The sequence below is a fragment of the Pseudoclavibacter sp. AY1F1 genome (genome assembly GCF_002931075.1).
Taxonomy (GTDB): domain Bacteria; phylum Actinomycetota; class Actinomycetes; order Actinomycetales; family Microbacteriaceae; genus Pseudoclavibacter.
Window position 1 is genome coordinate 1 of record NZ_PSTQ01000015.1, and the last position, 18,551, is coordinate 18,551.

General features: G+C 67.6%; 19 protein-coding genes. 11 read left to right on the plus strand and 8 right to left on the minus strand.

Translation table 11 applies throughout. The features are described 5' to 3' along the window. Positions 1-220 precede the first annotated feature (220 nt). A complete protein-coding gene (locus C5B85_RS16780) occupies positions 221-784 on the plus strand; it encodes a dihydrofolate reductase family protein (RefSeq protein WP_104287156.1) in 564 nt (187 codons plus the stop codon). 19 nt (positions 785-803) lie between these two features. Here the strand turns inward: C5B85_RS16780 and C5B85_RS16785 are convergent, their stop codons facing one another. Beyond that, complete coding sequence (locus tag C5B85_RS16785; protein ID WP_104287232.1) at positions 804-1,847, minus strand: LLM class flavin-dependent oxidoreductase; 1,044 nt, start codon at positions 1,845-1,847, stop codon at positions 804-806. Positions 1,848-1,941: 94 nt separating this feature from the next. On the opposite strand from C5B85_RS16785, the gene C5B85_RS16790 reads away from it, so the two are divergent. Further along, a complete protein-coding gene (locus C5B85_RS16790) occupies positions 1,942-2,505 on the plus strand; it encodes a dihydrofolate reductase family protein (RefSeq protein WP_104287157.1) in 564 nt (187 codons plus the stop codon). Here the strand turns inward: C5B85_RS16790 and C5B85_RS16795 are convergent. From C5B85_RS16795 to C5B85_RS16805, 3 genes are all read right to left on the minus strand, one after another. Next, a complete protein-coding gene (locus C5B85_RS16795; RefSeq protein WP_146077996.1) occupies positions 2,490-3,956 on the minus strand; it encodes a hypothetical protein in 1,467 nt (488 codons plus the stop codon). The two genes, C5B85_RS16790 and C5B85_RS16795, sit on opposite strands and share 16 nt — an antisense overlap. Further along, complete coding sequence (locus C5B85_RS16800) at positions 3,946-4,665, minus strand: ABC transporter ATP-binding protein (RefSeq protein WP_104287159.1); 720 nt, start codon at positions 4,663-4,665, stop codon at positions 3,946-3,948. The genes C5B85_RS16795 and C5B85_RS16800 overlap by 11 nt, the downstream gene beginning before the upstream one ends. Positions 4,666-4,839: 174 nt before the next feature. Beyond that, complete coding sequence (locus C5B85_RS16805) at positions 4,840-6,018, minus strand: aminotransferase class I/II-fold pyridoxal phosphate-dependent enzyme (RefSeq protein ID WP_104287160.1); 1,179 nt, start codon at positions 6,016-6,018, stop codon at positions 4,840-4,842. 94 nt (positions 6,019-6,112) lie between these two features. Here C5B85_RS16805 and C5B85_RS16810 point away from each other — a divergent pair, with 94 nt between their 5' ends. The 6 genes from C5B85_RS16810 to C5B85_RS16835 all read left to right on the plus strand — a co-directional run bounded on the left by C5B85_RS16810 (position 6,113) and on the right by C5B85_RS16835 (position 11,248). Continuing rightward, the gene (locus tag C5B85_RS16810; RefSeq protein WP_104287161.1) at positions 6,113-7,021 is read left to right on the plus strand and encodes an NAD(P)-dependent oxidoreductase; all 909 of its coding nucleotides are present in this window, start codon (positions 6,113-6,115) and stop codon (positions 7,019-7,021) included. 163 nt (positions 7,022-7,184) lie between these two features. Next, positions 7,185-7,745 carry a hypothetical protein gene (locus C5B85_RS16815; RefSeq protein WP_146077997.1) on the plus strand — a complete coding sequence of 187 codons (561 nt, stop codon included), beginning with the start codon at positions 7,185-7,187 and terminating at the stop codon, positions 7,743-7,745. A 164-nt stretch (positions 7,746-7,909) separates the two neighbouring features. Beyond that, the gene (locus C5B85_RS16820; protein ID WP_219819439.1) at positions 7,910-8,725 is read left to right on the plus strand and encodes an AfsA-related hotdog domain-containing protein; all 816 of its coding nucleotides are present in this window, start codon (positions 7,910-7,912) and stop codon (positions 8,723-8,725) included. 67 nt (positions 8,726-8,792) lie between these two features. Continuing rightward, a complete protein-coding gene (locus tag C5B85_RS16825) occupies positions 8,793-9,467 on the plus strand; it encodes a ScbR family autoregulator-binding transcription factor (RefSeq protein ID WP_181064479.1) in 675 nt (224 codons plus the stop codon). Positions 9,468-9,553: 86 nt separating this feature from the next. Then, positions 9,554-10,651, plus strand: coding sequence for a DNA alkylation repair protein (locus C5B85_RS16830; RefSeq protein WP_104287165.1), 1,098 nt, complete (start codon positions 9,554-9,556; stop codon positions 10,649-10,651). Positions 10,652-10,672: 21 nt separating this feature from the next. After that, positions 10,673-11,248 (plus strand): hypothetical protein, encoded by a 576-nt coding sequence (locus C5B85_RS16835; protein ID WP_104287166.1) that lies wholly within the window; start codon positions 10,673-10,675, stop codon positions 11,246-11,248. Positions 11,249-11,278: 30 nt separating this feature from the next. On the opposite strand, the gene C5B85_RS16840 is transcribed toward C5B85_RS16835, so the two are convergent. Then, a complete protein-coding gene (locus C5B85_RS16840) occupies positions 11,279-12,271 on the minus strand; it encodes an NADP-dependent oxidoreductase (RefSeq protein WP_181064480.1) in 993 nt (330 codons plus the stop codon). Between the two features lie 92 nt (positions 12,272-12,363). Between C5B85_RS16840 and C5B85_RS16845 the strand changes: the two genes are divergently transcribed. After that, positions 12,364-15,066 carry a phosphoenolpyruvate carboxylase gene (locus C5B85_RS16845; RefSeq protein ID WP_104287233.1) on the plus strand — a complete coding sequence of 901 codons (2,703 nt, stop codon included), beginning with the start codon at positions 12,364-12,366 and terminating at the stop codon, positions 15,064-15,066. A 58-nt stretch (positions 15,067-15,124) separates the two neighbouring features. Here the strand turns inward: C5B85_RS16845 and C5B85_RS16850 are convergent, their stop codons facing one another. Further along, the gene (locus C5B85_RS16850; protein ID WP_104287168.1) at positions 15,125-15,694 is read right to left on the minus strand and encodes a TetR/AcrR family transcriptional regulator; all 570 of its coding nucleotides are present in this window, start codon (positions 15,692-15,694) and stop codon (positions 15,125-15,127) included. Between the two features lie 136 nt (positions 15,695-15,830). Here C5B85_RS16850 and C5B85_RS16855 point away from each other — a divergent pair, with 136 nt between their 5' ends. Continuing rightward, entirely contained in the window at positions 15,831-16,265 is a 435-nt protein-coding gene (locus C5B85_RS16855; RefSeq protein ID WP_104287169.1) for a hypothetical protein, read from the plus strand. A 112-nt stretch (positions 16,266-16,377) separates the two neighbouring features. Here the strand turns inward: C5B85_RS16855 and C5B85_RS19645 are convergent, their stop codons facing one another. Both C5B85_RS19645 and C5B85_RS16865 read right to left on the minus strand, forming a co-directional pair. Then, on the minus strand, positions 16,378-16,845 hold the full coding sequence (locus tag C5B85_RS19645) for a YchJ family protein (RefSeq protein ID WP_258070866.1): 468 nt from the start codon (positions 16,843-16,845) through the stop codon (positions 16,378-16,380). After that, positions 16,842-17,144, minus strand: a complete 303-nt coding sequence (locus C5B85_RS16865) for a DUF4287 domain-containing protein (protein ID WP_104287170.1) — start codon at positions 17,142-17,144, stop codon at positions 16,842-16,844. Before C5B85_RS16865 ends, C5B85_RS19645 begins: the two co-directional genes overlap by 4 nt. A 121-nt stretch (positions 17,145-17,265) precedes the next feature. Here C5B85_RS16865 and C5B85_RS16870 point away from each other — a divergent pair, with 121 nt between their 5' ends. Beyond that, positions 17,266-18,534, plus strand: coding sequence for a S9 family peptidase (locus C5B85_RS16870; protein ID WP_104287171.1), 1,269 nt, complete (start codon positions 17,266-17,268; stop codon positions 18,532-18,534). Positions 18,535-18,551 lie beyond the last annotated feature (17 nt).

Here is an 18,551-nt window from a genome sequence, read left to right on the forward strand (position 1 = left end):
CGCCGGGTCGTTGGGATCAAGCCCCAACACCTTCAGCGGCTCACCGTCGTAGAAGTCGTCCATGACCACAGCCTGGACCGGACCACCGACAAACCACGCACCAGCACCCGCACGCGAACAAAAGTGCAGATCAAACGGCGTGTCTCGCACACCCAACGCGGCCCCTGGCCGGCCCATTCGACGATGGTACGTTCGAACCCACGAACAAGGAGGTTCGCTCATGCGCAAGGTCACCTATTCGCTCGCCCTCACGCTCGACGGCTACATCAAGGATGAGGACGGCAGCTTCGACTGGGGCGACCCGAGCGAGGAAGTGTTCCGAATGGCGACCGACGAAGTCCGCGGCGCAGACGTGCACCTCATGGGGCGGCGCCTCTACGAGACGATGGTGTATTGGGAGCCGGGCGCCGAAGAAGAGCACTGGAGTGAGCTCGAGCTGGAGTTCGCCGGGCTCTGGCGGGCTCTTCCGAAGGTCGTCTTCTCACATACGATCTCGGAGGTCGTGGGCACTACCCGACTCGCCGGGGCCAGCCTCGCCGACGAGATCGCGCTCCTCAAGGACGAATCCGGCGACGGCACGATCGCGATAGGCGGCGCCGAGCTGGCCCATCAGGTGGCGGATCTCGACCTGATCGACGAGTACCTGCTTCGCATCTGCCCCGTGCTCGTCGGCGGCGGCACTCCATTCTTCTCCCGGAACAGCCGCCGAACCAAGCTCAAGCTGCTCGACTCCCGCACGTTCGAGTCTGGGGTCGTGCATCTCCGCTACGGCGTCATCCGGTAGCCGAGCCAAGCGGCGACTGCTATGCCTCCCGCGACCACCCGATCGCCGGCGCCACGTGCTCGGCGATGGTCGCGAGCATCCGGGTGTTGTAGGCAACGCCGAGCTGATTGGGGACGGTGAGCAGCAGCGTGTCGGCAGACTGGACGGCCGCGTCGGCCGCGAGTTCCTCCGCGATGCGGTCGGGCGCGCCCTGGTACGTGCGCCCGAACCTGGAGCGCATGCCATCCAGCATCCCGACCTGGTCGCCCTCGCTTCCGCCCCGCCCGCCGAAGTAGGTGACGTCCTCGTCGGTCGTGATGGGGATGACGCTTCGACTCACTGACACACGCGGCTCGCGCGTGTGTCCGGCCGCAGCCCAGGCGTCTCGGAAGCCCTGAATCTGTTCAGCCTGCAGCTCATCGAATGGCACTCCGGTATCTTCCGTGAGCAGCGTGGAGCTCATGAGGTTCATACCCTGCTCGGCCACCCAGACCGCGCTGGCCCGACTCCCGGAACCCCACCAGATACGGTCATCGAGACCCGGAGACTGCGGCTGGATGGGCAGCGGCGCGGTCGAACCCGTCATCTGCGGGTTGCCGGCGACGAGTCCTGCACCATTGATGGCCGCCCGGAACAGTTCCGTCTTGGCGCGCGCCAGTTCGTCGTCCGTTTTGCCCTCCGGAGGGGTGAATCCGAACGCGTGAGCGCCGTCCTGGGCTGGCTCGGGCGACCCCCGGCTCAGGCCGAGCTGCAGTCGCCCCTCACCGCCGGAGTGCGCGCTGATGAGGTCAGCCGAGGCCGCCTCCTCCGCCATGTACAGCGGGTTCTCGTAGCGCATGTCGATGACGCCTGTGCCGATCTCGATGCGGCTCGTCCGAGCCCCGACAGCGGCCAGCAGCGGGAACGGGGCGGCGAGTTGCCGCGCGAAGTGGTGGACCCGGTAGTAGGCGCCGTCGATGCCGAGCTCCTCCGCAGCGACCGCCAGTTCGATCGACTGCACAAGCGCATCACCCCCGGTTCGTGTGCCCGACTGCGGGGACGGGTGCCAGTGACCAAACGAGAGGAAGCCGATTTTCTTGCGCATGCTCGGCATAGCGTTTGGGATGCGCCTCGCATTCCCAGACCGATCGCGTGTCGCCTTCACCCGCTTTGTCGGTCGTCGGAGTTAGCGTGCTCGCATGACTCACGTGATCTACAACACCGCCACCACGCTCTCCGGGTACATCGCCGACGCCGACAACTCACTCGACTGGCTGTTCGTTGTCGACCAGCCGGAAGACAACAGCTTTGGCGAGTTCCTCGAGGGCATCGGCGCCCTCGTGATGGGCGCAACGACGTACGAGTGGGTCTACGCCCACGAGGGCCTCGGCGAGCATCCGGAGAAGTGGCATGCCTCGTACGCCGACCGCCCCACCTTCGTCTTCACGACAAGAGACCTGCCCGTCCCCGACGGTCTCAACATCACATTGGTTCGGGGTCCTGTCGACGACCACTTCGGCGATGTGGCCGCTGCCGCAGGCACGGGCAGCGTATGGGTCGTTGGCGGCGGCGACCTCGCAGGGCAGTTCTACGATGCTGGGCGACTCAACGAGATCCGACTATCGATCGCGCCGGTCACCCTTGAGTCAGGGGCTCCGGTGCTTCCGAGGCGCATCGAGGCGGATGCACTCCACCTGACCTCGGCGCACGCTGAGGGACAGTTCGTGGAAGCGCACTACGAGGTTCGCTACCCGCGACTCTGACGGAGGCGGAACCGCGTCGCGAGGGCAAGCGAGAGGGCCCCCGCGACGAACGCCGCAAAAGAGAGGACAGGAAGCCCAGCAGTCCAGAGCAACGTGGTCCCGGCGCCGAGCGCCGCCGCGATGAGCACCGAGTCGAACTGCCAGAAGAGGCGTGCCACTGCTGAGAGGTCGCCGATCTCACTCGGCATGGGCGTCAGGAGCAGCGGGGGCAGCGGCCCGCGTGCAGCCTCGAACGCGCGCACAGCGACCACACTGAGGCCACCGAGGAGCGGCGCGAAGCTTCCGCCCGAGATGAGCATCGTGGTGCCGATCACAGCAAGGACGACCGCCACGGGGAACGCTGCGTGCAGCAGGAACTCCTCCCCGACAGGCGCGCCGAAGATGGGTGGGCCGGCCGCCGCCTCGGCGGCATGCCTGAACCCTTCGGCGAAGGCCCCAAGGGAGGAATAGATGACAACGGATCCGAGGGCGGCCGTGACCGCGGCAAACGCGCCGAGGCCACCGGGGCCCACCACGAGACCGAGGAGCAGCGCCGCGCCAGCCAGCCCGGCGACCCCAAGCACCGTGCGCTGCGGCGTCCGCAGCGCCCCGACGGCGTCGCGCACGAGCATCGCAGCAGCGCGGGGGCCGCCGACAACCGCCGACAACCGACGCCCGACCGTCGGCGCCTCACGATACGGCGTTGTCGCTTCGGAGAGCTCGCCCGTGGCCACGGCCATCTGGGCCGCCTCGCGATGCCGCGCCTGGAGCAGCAGAACGTCACCTCGAAGGCGGTCGAGCAGCGCAGGAACACACGCCAGCGCGAGGCCAGCGGCCCCCGTGAGGCAGAGCACACCAGCAGCTGACTCTGCAGCGAGACCAGCCAACGCGGCGCCGCCCGCGGGAGCGCCCACCGTCAGGCCTGCCCACGCCGAAGACATCCAGGCCCCGATGCCGATCGGCGAGAGAGCGAAGGCAACGACCAGGACCGCTGCGCCCCACGCCCTCGCGCTGCCGATCAGTTGCCCAACGAGAGCCCCGACAGTCCCGAGGCAGGCGAGCGCCGAAGCCGCGGTGACGAAGCTCAGCGCTCCAATCGGCGATGCGCCAGCACCAACAACAAGCGCGCTCCCGACGAGCGCAGCGAGCCCCGCAGCCCCAGCCGACGCCGTCAGCAGGCTCCGCACGAACGGGCGACGGAGAGTCGCCCGCCTGGGGAGATGGTTCGAGCCGAGCGTCACGGTGGCGAACGGGGTGAGGAGCGCCGGCCCACGGACCGCGCCGGCAAGCAGGCTGAAAGGAACCACAGCGGCCGCGATCACCTGCAGCTGCCCCGCGAAGGCCCCCGACGAGAGCCACGCAAGCGAGGCGGGTTCCAGGAGAGCGAGGAAAAGCATCCGCACGAATGGTGCCACGGCAACGAGCCCGACGGCAGCAACCAGGTAGGCGCGATACGCGCCTTCACGCCGCATGCTGACTCCCCTCGCTGTCTTCCCGCTCGCCATCCCGCCCCTCGCCGCCCTGCTCCTCGCCGCCCTGCTCCTCGCCACCCTGAGCACCGAGTCGGAACTCCGACGCCTGCAGTGCGTCACGAAGCGCCCGGCTGTGCGTCGCGATGACAACTGCCGCGCCGCGGTCGCGTTCCTCGCCGAGGACGCGAGCAAGCAGCTCGCGTCGGTCGGCGTCGAGGCGCTGCTCGGGCTCGTCGAGAACGAGGACGTCGAAGGGACGCGCGAGGACACTGGCCAGCGAGAGCATCTGAAACTGCCCAGAGGAGAGCTCATGCGGGAAGCGTCCCGTCAGCTCTTCCAAGCCAAGACGACGCAGCACCGCGTCTGCAACACTTTCGGCGTCACGCCGTCGTGCACCCCAGGATGCGGAGACTGCAGTCAGGTGCTCCCGCGCGGTCATGGTCAGCGAGAACGGCACCGAGCCGACCACCGCGGCAAGCCTCCGCCGGAAGGCTGGGCTTCGCTCATCCACGAGCTCCCCGCCGACGAGGATGCGCCCAGCCGTCGGCCTCACAACCCCAGCAATGGCCCGCAGCACGGTGGTCTTGCCGGAGCCATTTGCGCCCGTGAGGCACAGCACCGCCCCTCCGGCCACGACGAAGTCGACGTTCGACAGCACCGGCGTGCCTCCGCGGCTGAACGAGGCATCTTCGACGAGGACGGCTGACATGCGGCTATCCTCCCCGTCGGTGCCGCGACGAGCAAGTCGCACCTGCAAGGGCAGGCCACAGGCGGCCCTCGCCGGTCAGAGCTCGACCCAAGCTCACCCCTAGAGCTCGCCCCTGGTTCGGCCCAACGACTCTGGGCGAGGCTCGGCTCCGGCGAGGCTCGGCTCCGTCGGGGGTCAGCCGGCCAGCTCACGCACGAACGCGCCGAGTCTGCTCAGCCCATCGATGAGTTCGCTCCGGGACGCCGCGTAGGAGAGCCGCACGTGCGTCTCGCCGGTGTGAGAGCCGAAATCGCGCCCTGGCGTGAGGGCGACAAGCTTCTCCTCGAGGGCGCGACGGCAGAACTCCCATGCAGAGAGCCCTGTGCCCGCCACGTCGAAGTACACGTAGAAGGCACCGTCTGGCACGACGGGCACCGGGAGGCCGATGGCTTCGAGCCGATCCAGCACGAGCGTGCGCCTGGCGGCGAGCTCGAGTCGGCGTTCTTCGCAGATCGCCAGAGACTCAGGAGTGAACGCTGCGAGCGCCGCTATCTGAGCTGGTGCCGAGGCCGAGAGGAAGTAGTTGGTCGCGAGCTTCTCCGCTGCCGGCACGAGCGCCTCCGGCAGCACGGCCCAGCCGAGTCGCCACCCGGTCATCGCGAAGTACTTCGAGAAGCTGTTGATGACGATGGCGTCAGGGTCAACGCTCAGGACGCTCCGTGCGGGACTTCCGTCCGGCGCAGGATCGGAGAGATTGAGGTAAATCTCGTCGACGATGCGCCAGGCGCCACGAGCTCGGGCGAACTCGCACATCGCGGTCAACTCGTCGAACGGAACTGACGTGCCCGTCGGGTTCGATGGCGTGGCCACCATGAGCGCCGAGGTGTGCTCGGTCCACGCCTGTGCGACGCTGCCCGCGTCGATCTGGTAGCGCGATGCGACGGTTGTCGGCACGCTGACGACGCGACCGCCGAAGCTCTGCACGAGTTGACGGTTGCAGGGGTATGAAGGGTCGGCCATGATCACGTCGTCACCCGTGTCGGTCGTCGCTGCCACCACGAGCAGCAGGGCCGCGGATGCGCCCGAGGTCACCACGATCCGAGCGGGATCGACATCGACTCCGTGACGAAGCCGGTAGAACCCGCTGATCGCTTCGCGGAGCGCCGGCAAGCCAAACGCGACCGTGTACGGGAGGGGCCGCCCGTCCATGGCATCGCGCATCGAAGCGCGCACAGCCGGGGGTGCGCCGAAGTCGGGCTCCCCCAGGGAGAGCTTCACGACTGGGTGCCCCGCAGCCTCGAGCTCGGCGGCTCGCTGCCCGAAGGCCATGGCATGGAACGGCTCGACGGTCTGGGCGCGGCGCGAGAGCTTCATGCGTCAAGGATGACAGGGGCAAGCGACATCGCGCTCCTATGCGCCGGGATCCCTGCCGGTACGCTGATCGGAACGGTACAGAGCTGGGGGCGACATGAGGGTACTTCTGACTGGTGCAACGGGGTTTGTCGGCGCGGCGGTGCACGAGCGTCTGCGATTGATGCCCGAAGTCTCGAGCATCCGCCTGCTGGTACGTGAGGACCGGCCCGCGGTGGCGGGCAGCGCAGGCGACTACTTCCGCGGGGATTTAACGGACGAACCCAGCCTCGCAGGCATTACCGCTGGAATGGATGTGGTTGTACACGCCGCCAGCTACGTTGGGGCAGACGAGGTAGTCGCCACCGCCGTGAACGATTTCGGCACGGCGGCCCTTGTCGGCGAGTGCCAGAGAACGGCTACGCGAATCGTGGACGTGAGCACAACTGCCATCTACGGGCCAGGACCGCACCGCCTCTCCCGGGAGGGTGAGCTCGCGGCGCATCCGGTGTCTGTGGCAAGTGCTTCGCGGAGTGCCGGCGAGTCGCGCACCTTGGGCGCCGGCGGCAAAGTGGTGAGGGCAGCCCTGACGTACGGCGCGGGAGATCGCTGGTTCGTCCCGCTGGCGCTCGCCGGCGTGCGGACATCTCGTGGCTGGGTGGGCGGCGGCGGGGCACGGCTGTCGACGATCCACGTCTCCTCGCTCGCGGCACAGGTCGCCGCACTCGCGCTGAGATTCGACGAGATCGAGGAGTCCGTCTTCCACGCGGCCGACCCGGCCCCCGCGACCTTTCGAGAGATCATGACGCACGTCGGTGACGCGCTCGGAGTCGCGCTCTCTGACCGGGACATCCCCGTCGATGACCCACTCCTGGCACACCTACCCCCGCAACTGCTCCAGCGCGCCTACGTTGACCACAGTTACAGCGGCGAGCTACTCAGCGCGCGGACGGGCGTGCAGGCCCAGGGTGGGGTCCGACTGACGCAGGCGGACTTGGATTGGTACGCCACCACTTTGCAGGCCTGACACGAAGGACGTCACCGCTGGGCCCCACCGCGACAACGGCTCGCACGCGAGGCATGACACCCGTGATCGTGTGCAGCCACATTCCTGTCGGGACCGTTCGAAGAGGCGCGCAGCCGACCTGCTTCCTGGAGTCGCGGCGCTCACTGTCACGGCACTGATTGTCGTGGAACCGAATGTCATGGCCCTCATCGTCACTGCGCGGAGCGCCACGGTCCTGATGGGGGCTTCCCTCGCGGACTGCACCCGGCGCGAAGATGTCGACGAGAAGCGCACGGTCGTCGCTCACGAACACCGCAGACTCCTCCTCGAGCCAGACGGCCCGCTTCGACCCGGCAAGTGGCCCCTCGACACGGATCTCGCCCGCTCCGTCCTTCGCGATCACTATGGCGGCCCCCTGGAGCAGCATGGGCAGGTCGTCCAGCTCTTCGAGCGCTCGCTTCCCCTGCGCCAGCAGCAGAACCGCTGTGGCCGTCTCGCCGTCGAGGTGACTCAGGATGACGATGTCGAGGTACTTGGTGCGAATCTCGGTGAGTGCGCGCTCCCAGTGGCGGGCAAGGAGCCAGGGATTGCCCGAACGATGGTTCGAGACGATACGCAGTCGACCGTCATCAAGTGCACGCAACACAGCGGGATGCACTGGCTTGTCCGGATGAACGAGCACTCCCATGTCTCCCCCGTCGATTCACGACCACTGATGTTCAGCTGGCGCCTCCGGGCAAGCTAACATACAGGACGCTCTGTTTGTGGCATTCGGGAGCGAAGCCCTCTTCACATCCGGCACGACCTCGTCCAAGTCGTCTAGCCGGCGAGCGGCCTCTCCGATGAGCGCCGCGCATGTGTCCGAAGAGCGAATCCGAAGGGGCAATGATGCGTGTAGGTCGAGAACTTGTGCATAAGGACAGCGAGGAGACGATGCTCGTCGCAACCCTGGAAGAGGTGCGGCCAGACAACTACCTCGCGCGGCTTCGTGCAGTTGGCGAGCCGATACTGGCACCGGAAGTCGGAGTCGGCGCGGCAAGCGGGCCTCGAGCGGTAACCTCGCCGACTCTGCTCGGTCTCGAGGTCACGCGCCAGCTCGGTCTGCTCATGGGTCACCGCGCAGGAGGAATCCCACTCGACTGGGCCTTCCTCCTCAACGAAATCAGCTTCCAGGGCTCAGACGCCTTTGCACTTGGAATCGCCACACGTGCCGCTGACATGTCCGCTGCCGTGCACATCAGCGATGCACGCGTGCACGCTGGGCGGTGCGATCAGATGACCGCCAACGCAGTGTTCGAGCTCGACGGCGAACTCGTAGCTACAGGCTCGGGTTCGTTCCGGTGCATCCCTCGACGCACTTACGAGGCCCTCCGTCGACAGCAGCTGAGGGCCCCTCGACGTGCTGACGCGACAACGGGCGGCGCGCTCAACGAGGTGTCCGTGATTGGCACCGACCTCCAGGCGAATCTCGGCTGGCCGTCGGCAAACCGTCTCATCTTCGATCATGACGTCGACCACGTGCCCGGCATGCTGTTCGCCCAGGCTGGCATCGAAGCGCATGAGCACCTCACCGGGGAGCCGCCCCATGACGTGTCGCTTGTGTGCCCGCGTTTCGCGGAGATCGGCGAGGTGGTGTCGATCAGCGCCAGACGCTTCGGGAAGCAGGTTGCGACCGCAGCCGCGCAGGCTGACGAGAGTGTCGCCGAAGTCAAGTGCGCTTCGTGAGGATGCACCGCCACTCGCCGCTCGGCTGCACGAGGAGCGGAGCTTATCGTCACTACACTCACTGGCTATGAGTGCCCTCCCACGTTCGGCCAACGCGCCGCAACAGCAGCGCAGTGTCGCAACCCGGAGCCGTCTGGTTCAGGCCGCCGCCACGACGTTCGTGGAGCACGGTTTCGCCGGCTCGACCCTGGCTCGCATCCGCGCGAACTCTGGCGTGACGAACGGCGCGTTCTACCACCATTTCGCCACGCGTGAAGCGGTTGCCGAGGCCGTGCTCGCGGAATACGCGGTGCGTGCGACGCAGACGGTGACGGATGCAACAGGAACTGCGACAAGCGGCATGGAAGCGCTCCTGAGAGTGTCGGTGGCCTTCGCGGAGCTCCTGCGCACGGACGTTGTCGTCCTCGCGGGAGTGTTGGTGACGACGGAGATCGGCTCGAGCTTCCTCGCCCACGGGCCCTACCTGGACTGGCTAGCCCGCCTCAAGCCGCTGATCGAGATCTGCCAGCGCGAGGGAAACCTGCGCCGGGACTTCAAGGCAGCCGACCTCAGCTCACTCCTCGTGTCGACGTTTACGGGCACGCAGCTCCTCTCGGGAGCGGTGAGCAAGCGCCAGGACATCGTTGACCGGATCGCCTTGCACTGGCGGATCATCCTGCCTAGCCTCGCTCCACCCGAGAACGCTGAGCGCGTCGAGGCCCTGCTCGACACCGTCTTCAGCGAGTATGTGGTGAACAACTAGTTATTGCCGCTCCAGGCCGCCGCCGTGGCAACGGTGCCGGGGCGAGCCGGACGCACGGGTATTCTCGCGCCAGGAAGAGACGGCACATGCCTTTCGCAGACGAACTGCTGGGACGCCCACAGGCAACGCAAATGACCGACCTGCTCGAGTCCGCGGCCGGCGGGCGCGTGCTTGCGGCGACGCGCGAGGCGACCGATGAGCTCACCGACCTGGCCCTCGGAGCTCGGAGTTCACATCTCGCGGCTTCTCTCCTGGCCGATCTGCCGGTGCCGTATGGAGAGTTCGCAGCGATCATTCGGAGGGGGCTGGAATCTCCCGCTCTCACCGGGTGGATGGTCTGGCCGGTCTCGAATGCGGTCTCGGCCGCATCCATTGCAGATGGCAGTGACAGCGCGTTCGACGACGGCATGCAGCTGCTCGCCGAGCTGACCCCTCGGCTCACCTGCGAGTGGGCGGTGCGGGCAATGCTCCGGTCGCGCCTCGAGCGATCGCTGGAGATCATGCTCGCGTGGACCAAGTGCCACGATGAGCACGTGCGCCGCCTTGCGTCGGAGGGCAGCCGCCCCTACCTGCCGTGGGGTGTTCGTGTGGCGGGGATCACCAGCGACGCTCGACTGGCGGCACCGATCCTGGATGCGCTGTACCGCGACGAGAGCGAGTACGTCCGACGGTCCGTCGCCAACCACCTCAACGACATCAGCAGGCACGACTCGGCGCTTGTGTGCGAGCTGGCAGGCGCTTGGCTTGCGGACGGCGACGAGAACACGCCGAAGCTCGTGCGCCACGCGCTCAGGACGCTCGTGAAGCGCGGCGACCCTGCGGCGCTTGGCCTCCTCGGTTTCGGCTCCGCCGACGTTGCTGTGGACGGCCCGACGCTCGACCGCACGAGCATCGCGCTCGGCGAGGAACTGCTCATCTCCGCGCTCATCCGCAACCACGGGGAGGTGCCCGTGAAACTGGTTGTCGACTACGTGGTGCACCACGTGAAGGCCGACGGGAGCCGGACCCCGAAGACCTTCAAGATCTCGACGACAACGCTCGATGCCGGGGCTTCCCTGACCATCGCGAAGCGGCACTCGATCCGACCGATCACAACGCGTCGCTACCATCCCGGCATGCACGCGGTCGAGCTGCAGGTCAACGGCGCCCGCCACGGTTTCGCGGAGTTCGAGCTGCTTCCCTGAGACGTGTGCTGAGATACCCCCATGCCTGAAGAAGCCGCCGCCGCCACCGACACCGACACTGTTGCCGGCACCGCTGCCGGCACCGACACCGCTGCCGACACCGCCGCTACTGACACCGAGTCGATTCGCATCGAGCGCACCGTAGCTGTTGCCAGGGAGGAGCTGTGGCTGTGGCTGACCGAGAGTGCCAAGACCGCCCAGTGGATCGGCCCCTGGCACTACGTCGACGAGAGCGCGGGACAGATTGGCCTGCAACTCGTCGCCGAAGAGGGGGCCCCGGCAAGCGGCGCGACGATCCGACGATGCGAAGCACCAGGCTTGCTTGAGGTCCTGACCGAGGACTCTGCGGGCTCATGGCACCTGCGCATCTCGCTGGAGAGCGCGGTGGCAGGCACGGAACCGGGCACGGAAGCGGGAACGGGGACGACGCGCGATTCCACCCTGCTGGTGTTCGAGCACTTCGACGTTCCCAAGGCGATGCTGACCGACATCCGTGCGGGCTGGAACTTCTACCTCGACCTGATGCTCGCCGCGAAGGACGGCCTCGAGAAGCCAAGGTTCGAGGACTACCTCGAGTCCCCGATGCCGGAAGCCTGATTCGCGGCGACCGGGGAGGGGCGCATCCGTCTACCCGACGACCAGGACAACTTTGCCGCCGGCGCGGCCGCTCGCCACGAGAGTGAGCGCTTCGGCCGCTTGCTCGAAGGGGAACGTCGCAGCGATCGGGAAGGAGAGCTCGCCTGTCGCGAGTGCCCGCAGGAGCCCTGGCCGTGAGGCGACTCGTACCTCGGCGGCGGGCTGATCTGGCCTGCCGTCGAGGGGAACGATGCCGGTGTCGAGGCGCGAGAAGCCGGCGATCGTGAAGACCCGTTGGGGGTCGCCGACGATGGCGAGCGACACGTCGATGGCCTCGTCGTTGCCCACGGTGTCGAGGGCGGCGGCGACGCCATCTGGCGTCACGTCGCGCACACGCTGCTCGAGGCCCTCACCGTAGGCAACGGGCTCGACTCCGAGTTCGCGCAGTCTTTCGTGATGCTTGGCCGAGGCGGTGCCGATGACTCGCGCTCCCTCGGCGATCGCGAGCTGCGCAGCGAGGCGACCAACCGCACCGGATGCTCCGTGGATGAGGATCGTCTGCCCCTCGGTCGGCGCAGCTGCTGCGACGAGCTGGGCCGCCGTTCCACCGACGACAACAAGCCCAGCGGCCTGCTCGAAGGTCAAGTCGCCCGGTTTACGGAGGAGCCCAGTCGTGTCACGGTTCACTGACGTTGCGTAGGCACCGCTTGACGTGGCGGACACGACTTCGTCGCCGATCTTGTAGCTTCCGTCGGCGGCGATACGGTCGCCGACCGCGGTGATGACGCCGGCGAGTTCAAGTCCCGGCACGAGCGGGAGGGCGGATTCGTCCCGCCCGAATACCCCGGAGAGCATTTTTGCGTCGAAGCCGTTGACGCCGATCGCCCGCGTCTCGATCGTCACTTCGTTGGCGGCCGGTGCCGCAAGGGAGCCTTCGACGACCCTGAGTTCCTCCGGGCTCCCGTACCGAGCGGCCTGGGCGGCGAGGATTCTGCGGGCACCTCGTGGTGCCGGGTCTGCTGGTGCCGATGCTGCGGAACTCATGCGGAGGGAAACTTCACTCGCGCAGATGTCATTCCCGGTCATGATCGATGGAGTGTCACATTGTCGATACACAGCGTCGGTAGCCTGTGTTCATGCTCGAAGCCCCCACGAACTCCCCCGCCAGCCGCACAGAAGCTGGCGCTGAACTGCCGGATGAGCTGCGCTCTGACGTACACCTCCTCGGCACCCTGCTCGGCCAGGTCCTGACTGAGACAGGAGGCGCAGACCTCCTCGATGACGTCGAGCGACTCCGTCGCCTCACGATCTCAGCCTACGAGCATGGCGGCATATCCGCGGACGACGACTTCGCGTCCGCCGAGGACCTCGTCGAAACGCTGTCGCCGGCTCGGGCCGACGAGGTCGCGAGGGCGTTCACCTGCTACTTCCACCTCGTGAACCTCGCCGAGGAGCACCACCGGGTCCGCGTGCTTCGCACCCGCGGGGCATCGCCTGCGAAGGAGCAGGAGGACACGATCTCGCAAGCCTTCGCTCGGCTCAGCTCGGAGATCGGCGCAGACAGCGCGGCCGAGCGCGTGCGCGCGCTCCGCTTCCACCCGGTGTTCACGGCACACCCGACGGAGGCCCGCCGTCGCGCGGTGTCGTCGGCGATCAGGCGCATCAGCGACCTGCTCGAGGAACGGGATGAGCAGCGTCTCCTCGGGGGCGCATCCGAGGGCAGCCCGGCCGCCCAGGAGCTCACGCGCCGCCTGCTCGAGGAGATCGATCTGCTCTGGCGCACCTCCCCGTTGCGGAGCGACAAGCCCACTCCCGTCGACGAGGTTCGCACCGTCATGGCCGTCTTCGACGAAACGCTCTTCACGACCGTGCCTCGCGTGTACCGCCGCGTCGACGAGGCACTGCAGGGAGCCCTCTCGGGCACCACTGCGCCCGTCGCGGAACCCTTCGTGCGAGTCGGCTCCTGGATCGGCGGAGACCGCGATGGCAACCCGTTCGTGACGGCGAAGGTCAGCAGGCAGGCGGCGGTCATCGCTTCCGAGCACGTCCTGCTGGGCCTCGAGCGCGCCTCTGCCCGCATCGGCCGCACGCTCACGCTCGGCTCGGACACGACTCCCCTCGACGCAGCGGCGGCAACTCTGCTCGCCCGCCTCGGCAGCGCCGATGAGGCCGCCGCAGCCGAGATCGCGCAGCGCTCTCCCGGGGAGCCGCACCGCCGCGTGCTGCTGCTCATCGCGCGACGCATCGAGGCCACCCGACGCCGCAACGCGGACCTCGCGTACAAGGTGCCGGACGAGCTGCTGCGCGAGCTGCGCATCCTGCAGGCGTCCCTCGTGTCGGCCGGCGCGGGTCGCCACGCTTACGGCGAGCTCCAGCACCTCATCTGGCAGGTGGAGACGTTCGGCTTCCATCTCACGGAGCTCGAGGTGCGCCAGCACTCCCAGGTGCACCGCAAGGTGCTTGCCGAGCTCGCAGACCAAGCCACTGGCGGGGAGCCGAGCGAGCTGGCCGCCGAGGTGCTCGACGTGTTCCGTTCCATCGCGTTCATCCAGGAGCGCCACGGGCCGCGCGCCGCCGGACGCTACATCGTGTCCTTCACGCAGTCCTCCGAGGACATCGCGAACGTGTACAAGCTCGCTGTGGCAGCGACGGGGCCGGGCGCGACGCCACCATCCCTCAACGTGATCCCCCTCTTTGAGACGTTCGCCGACTTGCAAGCCGCGCCGCGCATCCTCGCCGAGATGCTCGAGCAACCCGAAGTCGGAGAACTCCTTGCCGCCAATGGACGCAAGCTCGAGGTCATGCTCGGCTACTCCGACTCGTCGAAGGACGTCGGCCCGGTCGCCGCGACGCTCGCGCTCTACGAGGCGCAGAGTCAGATCGCTGCCTGGGCACGTGAGAACGACATCGAGCTGACGCTCTTCCATGGGCGCGGAGGAGCCCTGGGCCGCGGTGGCGGTCCAGCGAATGTGGCGATTCTCGCTCAGCCGCCGCACTCGGTCGACGGCCGCTTCAAGTTGACCGAGCAGGGCGAGGTCATCTTCGCCAGGTACGGCGACCCCGACATCGCAGCGCGCCACATCGATCAGGTCATCTCGGCGACGCTTCTGGCCTCAGCTCCCTCGACGGAGGCGCGCAACGCGGATGCCGCCGAGAAGTACTCCGGCGTCGCTGCCACGATGGATTCGGCCTCACGTGAGCGATTCTTCGCGCTGGTGAAGGCGCCAGGGTTCGCCCCCTGGTTCGCTCGAGTCACCCCGATGGAAGAGGTCGGGATGCTCGCGCTCGGCTCGAGGCCGGCACGCCGCGGCCTGTCGGTCGAGTCGCTCGAGGACCTGCGCGCCATCCCGTGGGTGTTCGCGTGGACGCAGGCGCGCATCAACCTCACCGGCTGGTTCGGGCTGGGAACCGCCCTGGAGGCCGTCGGCGACCTCGACCAGCTGCAGGCCGCCTACGCGGAGTGGCCGCTGTTCCGTTCGATGATCGACAACGTCGCGATGAGCCTCGCCAAGACGGATGCGCGCATCGCGCGCCGCTACCTCGAACTGGGCGACCGGCCCGAGCTCGCAGAGCTGGTGACCGGCGAGCTGGACCTCACGGCAAGCTGGGTCACCCGCATCACGGGCGGTGCGGAGCTGCTCGAGCGCAAGCCCGTGCTCCAGAGGGCCGTCAAGATGCGCAGCCCCTACGTGGACGCGCTCTCACTGCTGCAGCTTCGTGCACTGCGTCGGCTTCGCGACGACGATAGGAAGCCCGACGCCGCTGAGGCGGCCGAGCTCCAGAGGCTCCTGCTGCTTTCCGTCAACGGCGTCGCTGCTGGTTTGCAGAACACGGGCTGACGCGAACAATCCACGACGAAGCGGGCATTCGCACACACGTGCGGATGCCCGCTCGGTTTTAGGATGCTGGCGAGCTGGCGAAGGCGACGAGGCTGAGGAGTTGCTGCGCGACGGCATCGAAGTCGTCGATATCGCGAGTCGCGCGGCTGACAAGCACGGCGCCCTCTGCGCCGGCGATGAGCGTTGTTGCCAGGGCCTTGGCCGCCTCGTGCGGGACTCCACCCGTAACCAATAGGCCTGCGAGCTCATGAGTCCACCCACGGAAGACACGACCCGCGGCGTCAACGAGGTCTGCGTTGTCGGTTGCAACTGTCACTGCCACCACCGAGCACCCGGTGGAGAAGTCGAGCTGCACCAGGAGTGAGCGCCAGAGGTCGAGGAACGCGGCGGTGACGCCGGCGGCCGGCTCCCCATCGAGCTCCTTCATCCGCATCAGCGTGCGATGGCCGGCGAGTTCGACTGCTTCGCCGACCAACTGGTCTTTGCCCCGCGGGAAGTGGTGGTAGATCGAGCCCCGCGGAGCCTTCGTCAGTGCGATGACCTCGCTGAACGACGTCGCTTGAATCCCCCTCTGCGCGAGGAGCTGGATCGCGCCCTCGACCATTCGGTCACGCACAACTGCGGTCATCTGGACCTCCCGTTTTCTATGGTCTCATTGTCGCGCCAGCCGCCTGATTTGTGAATTCGCATTGACTATGACGACCATCATAGTTCAGAGTCTTCTTTACACGGCGAGAGACGCCGCGCACTGAAGGAGCACCACCATGCCGATGATCGACGTCTACGCCACCCAGGGAACGTTCACCGACCCGCACGCGCTTGCCACTCGTCTCGCGACGGCCGTCATGACGATCGAACAGGTCCCGAACATCCCGATGTTCCGCAAGAACACCGCAGCGTTTGTGCACGACCTACCCGAGGGGTCGATCTCCAACGTCGACGGCGACAGCAACTACGTGCGCGTCCAGGTGCTGACCAACGCCGGCGCCCTCGACCGTGAGAAGCAGCTCGCCGTCGTGAGCGAGCTCACTGCAATCGTCGCCGACGCAGCGGGCGACCCCGCCCTCATCGACCGCACGTGGGTCATGCTCACGGAGGCCGTGGCAGGCGGATGGGGCCTCCACGGCGTCGCGCACACGAATGACGAGCTCGTGACTGCCGCTCGCGCCGAGATAGCGCAGCTGCAGGCTCGCGCCTAGGCTGCGCGAGAACGAGGATCTGGTCTCCACCCCGCCCGCGTGGCGACCAGATCCTCGTTCTCGCACCGAGGGGTCCAGGGCTCTAGACCAGCCACTGCCACTGAGAGATTCCTTAGCCGAGGATCTCGCCGTCGACATAAACCCAGCGGCCACCCTCACGAACGAAGCGGCTGCGCTCGTGGAGCAGACCGGTACCGTCGGAGTCGCGATAGGACGCGCGGAACTCGACGATGCCAGTCTTCGCCCCCGCACCGCCGTCAAGAGTGTCGACGATCTGCAGGCGCCGCCAGACCGTGCCGTCGTTGAGGTCGATCTCGTCGGGCCGCGTCTCGTCTGCCCACGTCTCGGCCAGGTAGCCGGGCAGACCGAGCGCAAACGCCGAATAGCGGGAGCGCATGAGGGCCTCAGCCGTCGGGGCAGGGAGGCCGTCGTGGAAGGCTCCGCAGCACTCGGAGTACTCACTCCGGCTGCCGCACGGGCAGGGCCTAGTTGGCGGCGTGGCGGCGTCCGGCCCGGCGGCCGCACCGGCTTCGACCGCACCGGCTTCGGCCGCCCCTTCTGCCCCTGCCGTCGCGGTCACTCCCCGGCCGTCGCTGGTTTCGTGGCCACCCCGTCGAGCCAGAGTGTGTCGGATTCGTCGCCGTGGGCTCCGGGCTTGCCGACGTGTCTGTCGCTGATCTGCGGTCCGTTCTTGATGACGTGCACAAGCGCCATACCGTGCCCGCGGCCCAGGTCGTAGTCCTCCTTCAGCCAGGCGAGGATGACACCGGCTTTGGTGTCGGGTGCGTCGAAGCCCTTCTCCTGCGCGATGGCGATGAACTGCCGCGGAGTGAGGCCCGTCTTGCCCTCGATGTTGTCGAGATACGACTGGAATGACATGGATGTTCCCTCCCTCGGTTCGCCGCCGATCGGCGACCGTGCTGGCATCCTAGCGAGCGCTCTACCTCCCAACTCCCTGCGGATCGGGCACCGGGCACGACAACGGGAGGAAGATGTGGCTATGTCGCACCATCCAGCATTGTCGCGGCCGCTGTTCCACGACGCAGACCAGAATTTCGAAGCCAAGATCGTCCTCGGCTCTGTCGGCGCGGGTGCCGGCGACCTTGGGGAGATCTTCGCGACGCTCGCCGCCATCGAGGATGGCAAGCGGGAGTCGTGGATTAGGGCCTGGTTCGCGAGGGCCCAGGCCACGCAGCGGCTCGCGGAGGTCTCGACGAGCAGTGGGCGCAACGCGACCGCGTCCGCTCAGTGGCTGCGCGCATCCGCCTACTACGGCCATGCCCTCAACTCGATCGCGTCGATCGGCGATGCCGACGGGTATGCCAACGCGTTCGCCATGCACCGCGCGGCCTGGGATCGCTTCGCGGGGCTTCGGCGTGTACCGCTCGAGCGCCTCTCGATCAGGTACGGCAAGGGCAGTCTGCCCGGCTACCTGCAGCGGCCGGATGCGCCGGCCGCTGCGGATGACGGTAGCCGTGACGCCCCTCTGCTGGTGCTCGTCAACGGCAGCGACGGGACGCTCACTGATCTGTACGCGACCATTGGCGCTTCAGCCGCGGCCCGCGGCTACGCGGTCCTCTCCTTCGACGGGCCGGGCCAGCAGAGTCAGCTGATTGCGGGTTCGCACTTCAGGCCTGACTTCGAGGCCGTGCTGACGCCGGTTCTCGATCACGCCATGTCCCTGCCCGGCATCGACGCATCGCGCATCGCTGTCTACGGCGTGAGCCAGGCCGGGTACTGGGTGCCGCGGGCGCTGGCCTTCGAGCACCGCGTGGCCGCGGCGATCGTCGACCCCGGCGTGACGGACGTGTCGACCTCCTGGGTCAAGCACCTGCCGTCGACGTTGCGCCACGAGCTCGAGAAGGGCGATTCGAAGCACTTCGACCAGTACATGAAGCTTGGCCTGGGCCACAGCGCAGCAGAGCGTGCCGTGTGGAGCTTCCGCGCGAAGCCCTACTCGAGCACCGGCTACTTTGCGGTCTACCGCGAGGTCGAGAAGTACCGTCTGACACCGGATCTGGTGGGGTCGATCACGACTCCGCTGCTCGTCACAGCGCCGGAGAACGAGCAGTTCTGGCCCGGCCAGTCGGAGCAGCTCGCGGCGTGGGTTTCCGACTCCGAGCTTGTCCAGTTCACGGCCGTCAACGGCGCCGACTCGCACTGCGAGCCGCTCGCCCGCACCGCGGTCAACGAGGTGTTGCTCGATTGGCTCGATGCACGCCTCTCGCGCGCGGAAGCTCCGACGCTAGCCGTTGCGGCGACTGCCTAGACGTCAGCGGCGGGCGG

Coding starts and splice junctions, on each gene's coding strand:
- C5B85_RS16780 (WP_104287156.1), top strand. CDS start 221: ATGCGCAAGGTCACCTATTCGCTCGCCCTCACGCTCGACGGCTACATC.
- C5B85_RS16785 (WP_104287232.1), bottom strand. CDS start 1,847: ATGCGCAAGAAAATCGGCTTCCTCTCGTTTGGTCACTGGCACCCGTCC.
- C5B85_RS16790 (WP_104287157.1), top strand. CDS start 1,942: ATGACTCACGTGATCTACAACACCGCCACCACGCTCTCCGGGTACATC.
- C5B85_RS16795 (WP_146077996.1), bottom strand. CDS start 3,956: ATGCGGCGTGAAGGCGCGTATCGCGCCTACCTGGTTGCTGCCGTCGGG.
- C5B85_RS16800 (WP_104287159.1), bottom strand. CDS start 4,665: ATGTCAGCCGTCCTCGTCGAAGATGCCTCGTTCAGCCGCGGAGGCACG.
- C5B85_RS16805 (WP_104287160.1), bottom strand. CDS start 6,018: ATGAAGCTCTCGCGCCGCGCCCAGACCGTCGAGCCGTTCCATGCCATG.
- C5B85_RS16810 (WP_104287161.1), top strand. CDS start 6,113: ATGAGGGTACTTCTGACTGGTGCAACGGGGTTTGTCGGCGCGGCGGTG.
- C5B85_RS16825 (WP_181064479.1), top strand. CDS start 8,793: ATGAGTGCCCTCCCACGTTCGGCCAACGCGCCGCAACAGCAGCGCAGT.
- C5B85_RS16830 (WP_104287165.1), top strand. CDS start 9,554: ATGCCTTTCGCAGACGAACTGCTGGGACGCCCACAGGCAACGCAAATG.
- C5B85_RS16835 (WP_104287166.1), top strand. CDS start 10,673: ATGCCTGAAGAAGCCGCCGCCGCCACCGACACCGACACTGTTGCCGGC.
- C5B85_RS16840 (WP_181064480.1), bottom strand. CDS start 12,271: ATGAGTTCCGCAGCATCGGCACCAGCAGACCCGGCACCACGAGGTGCC.
- C5B85_RS16845 (WP_104287233.1), top strand. CDS start 12,364: ATGCTCGAAGCCCCCACGAACTCCCCCGCCAGCCGCACAGAAGCTGGC.
- C5B85_RS16850 (WP_104287168.1), bottom strand. CDS start 15,694: ATGACCGCAGTTGTGCGTGACCGAATGGTCGAGGGCGCGATCCAGCTC.
- C5B85_RS16855 (WP_104287169.1), top strand. CDS start 15,831: ATGCCGATGATCGACGTCTACGCCACCCAGGGAACGTTCACCGACCCG.
- C5B85_RS16865 (WP_104287170.1), bottom strand. CDS start 17,144: ATGTCATTCCAGTCGTATCTCGACAACATCGAGGGCAAGACGGGCCTC.
- C5B85_RS16870 (WP_104287171.1), top strand. CDS start 17,266: ATGTCGCACCATCCAGCATTGTCGCGGCCGCTGTTCCACGACGCAGAC.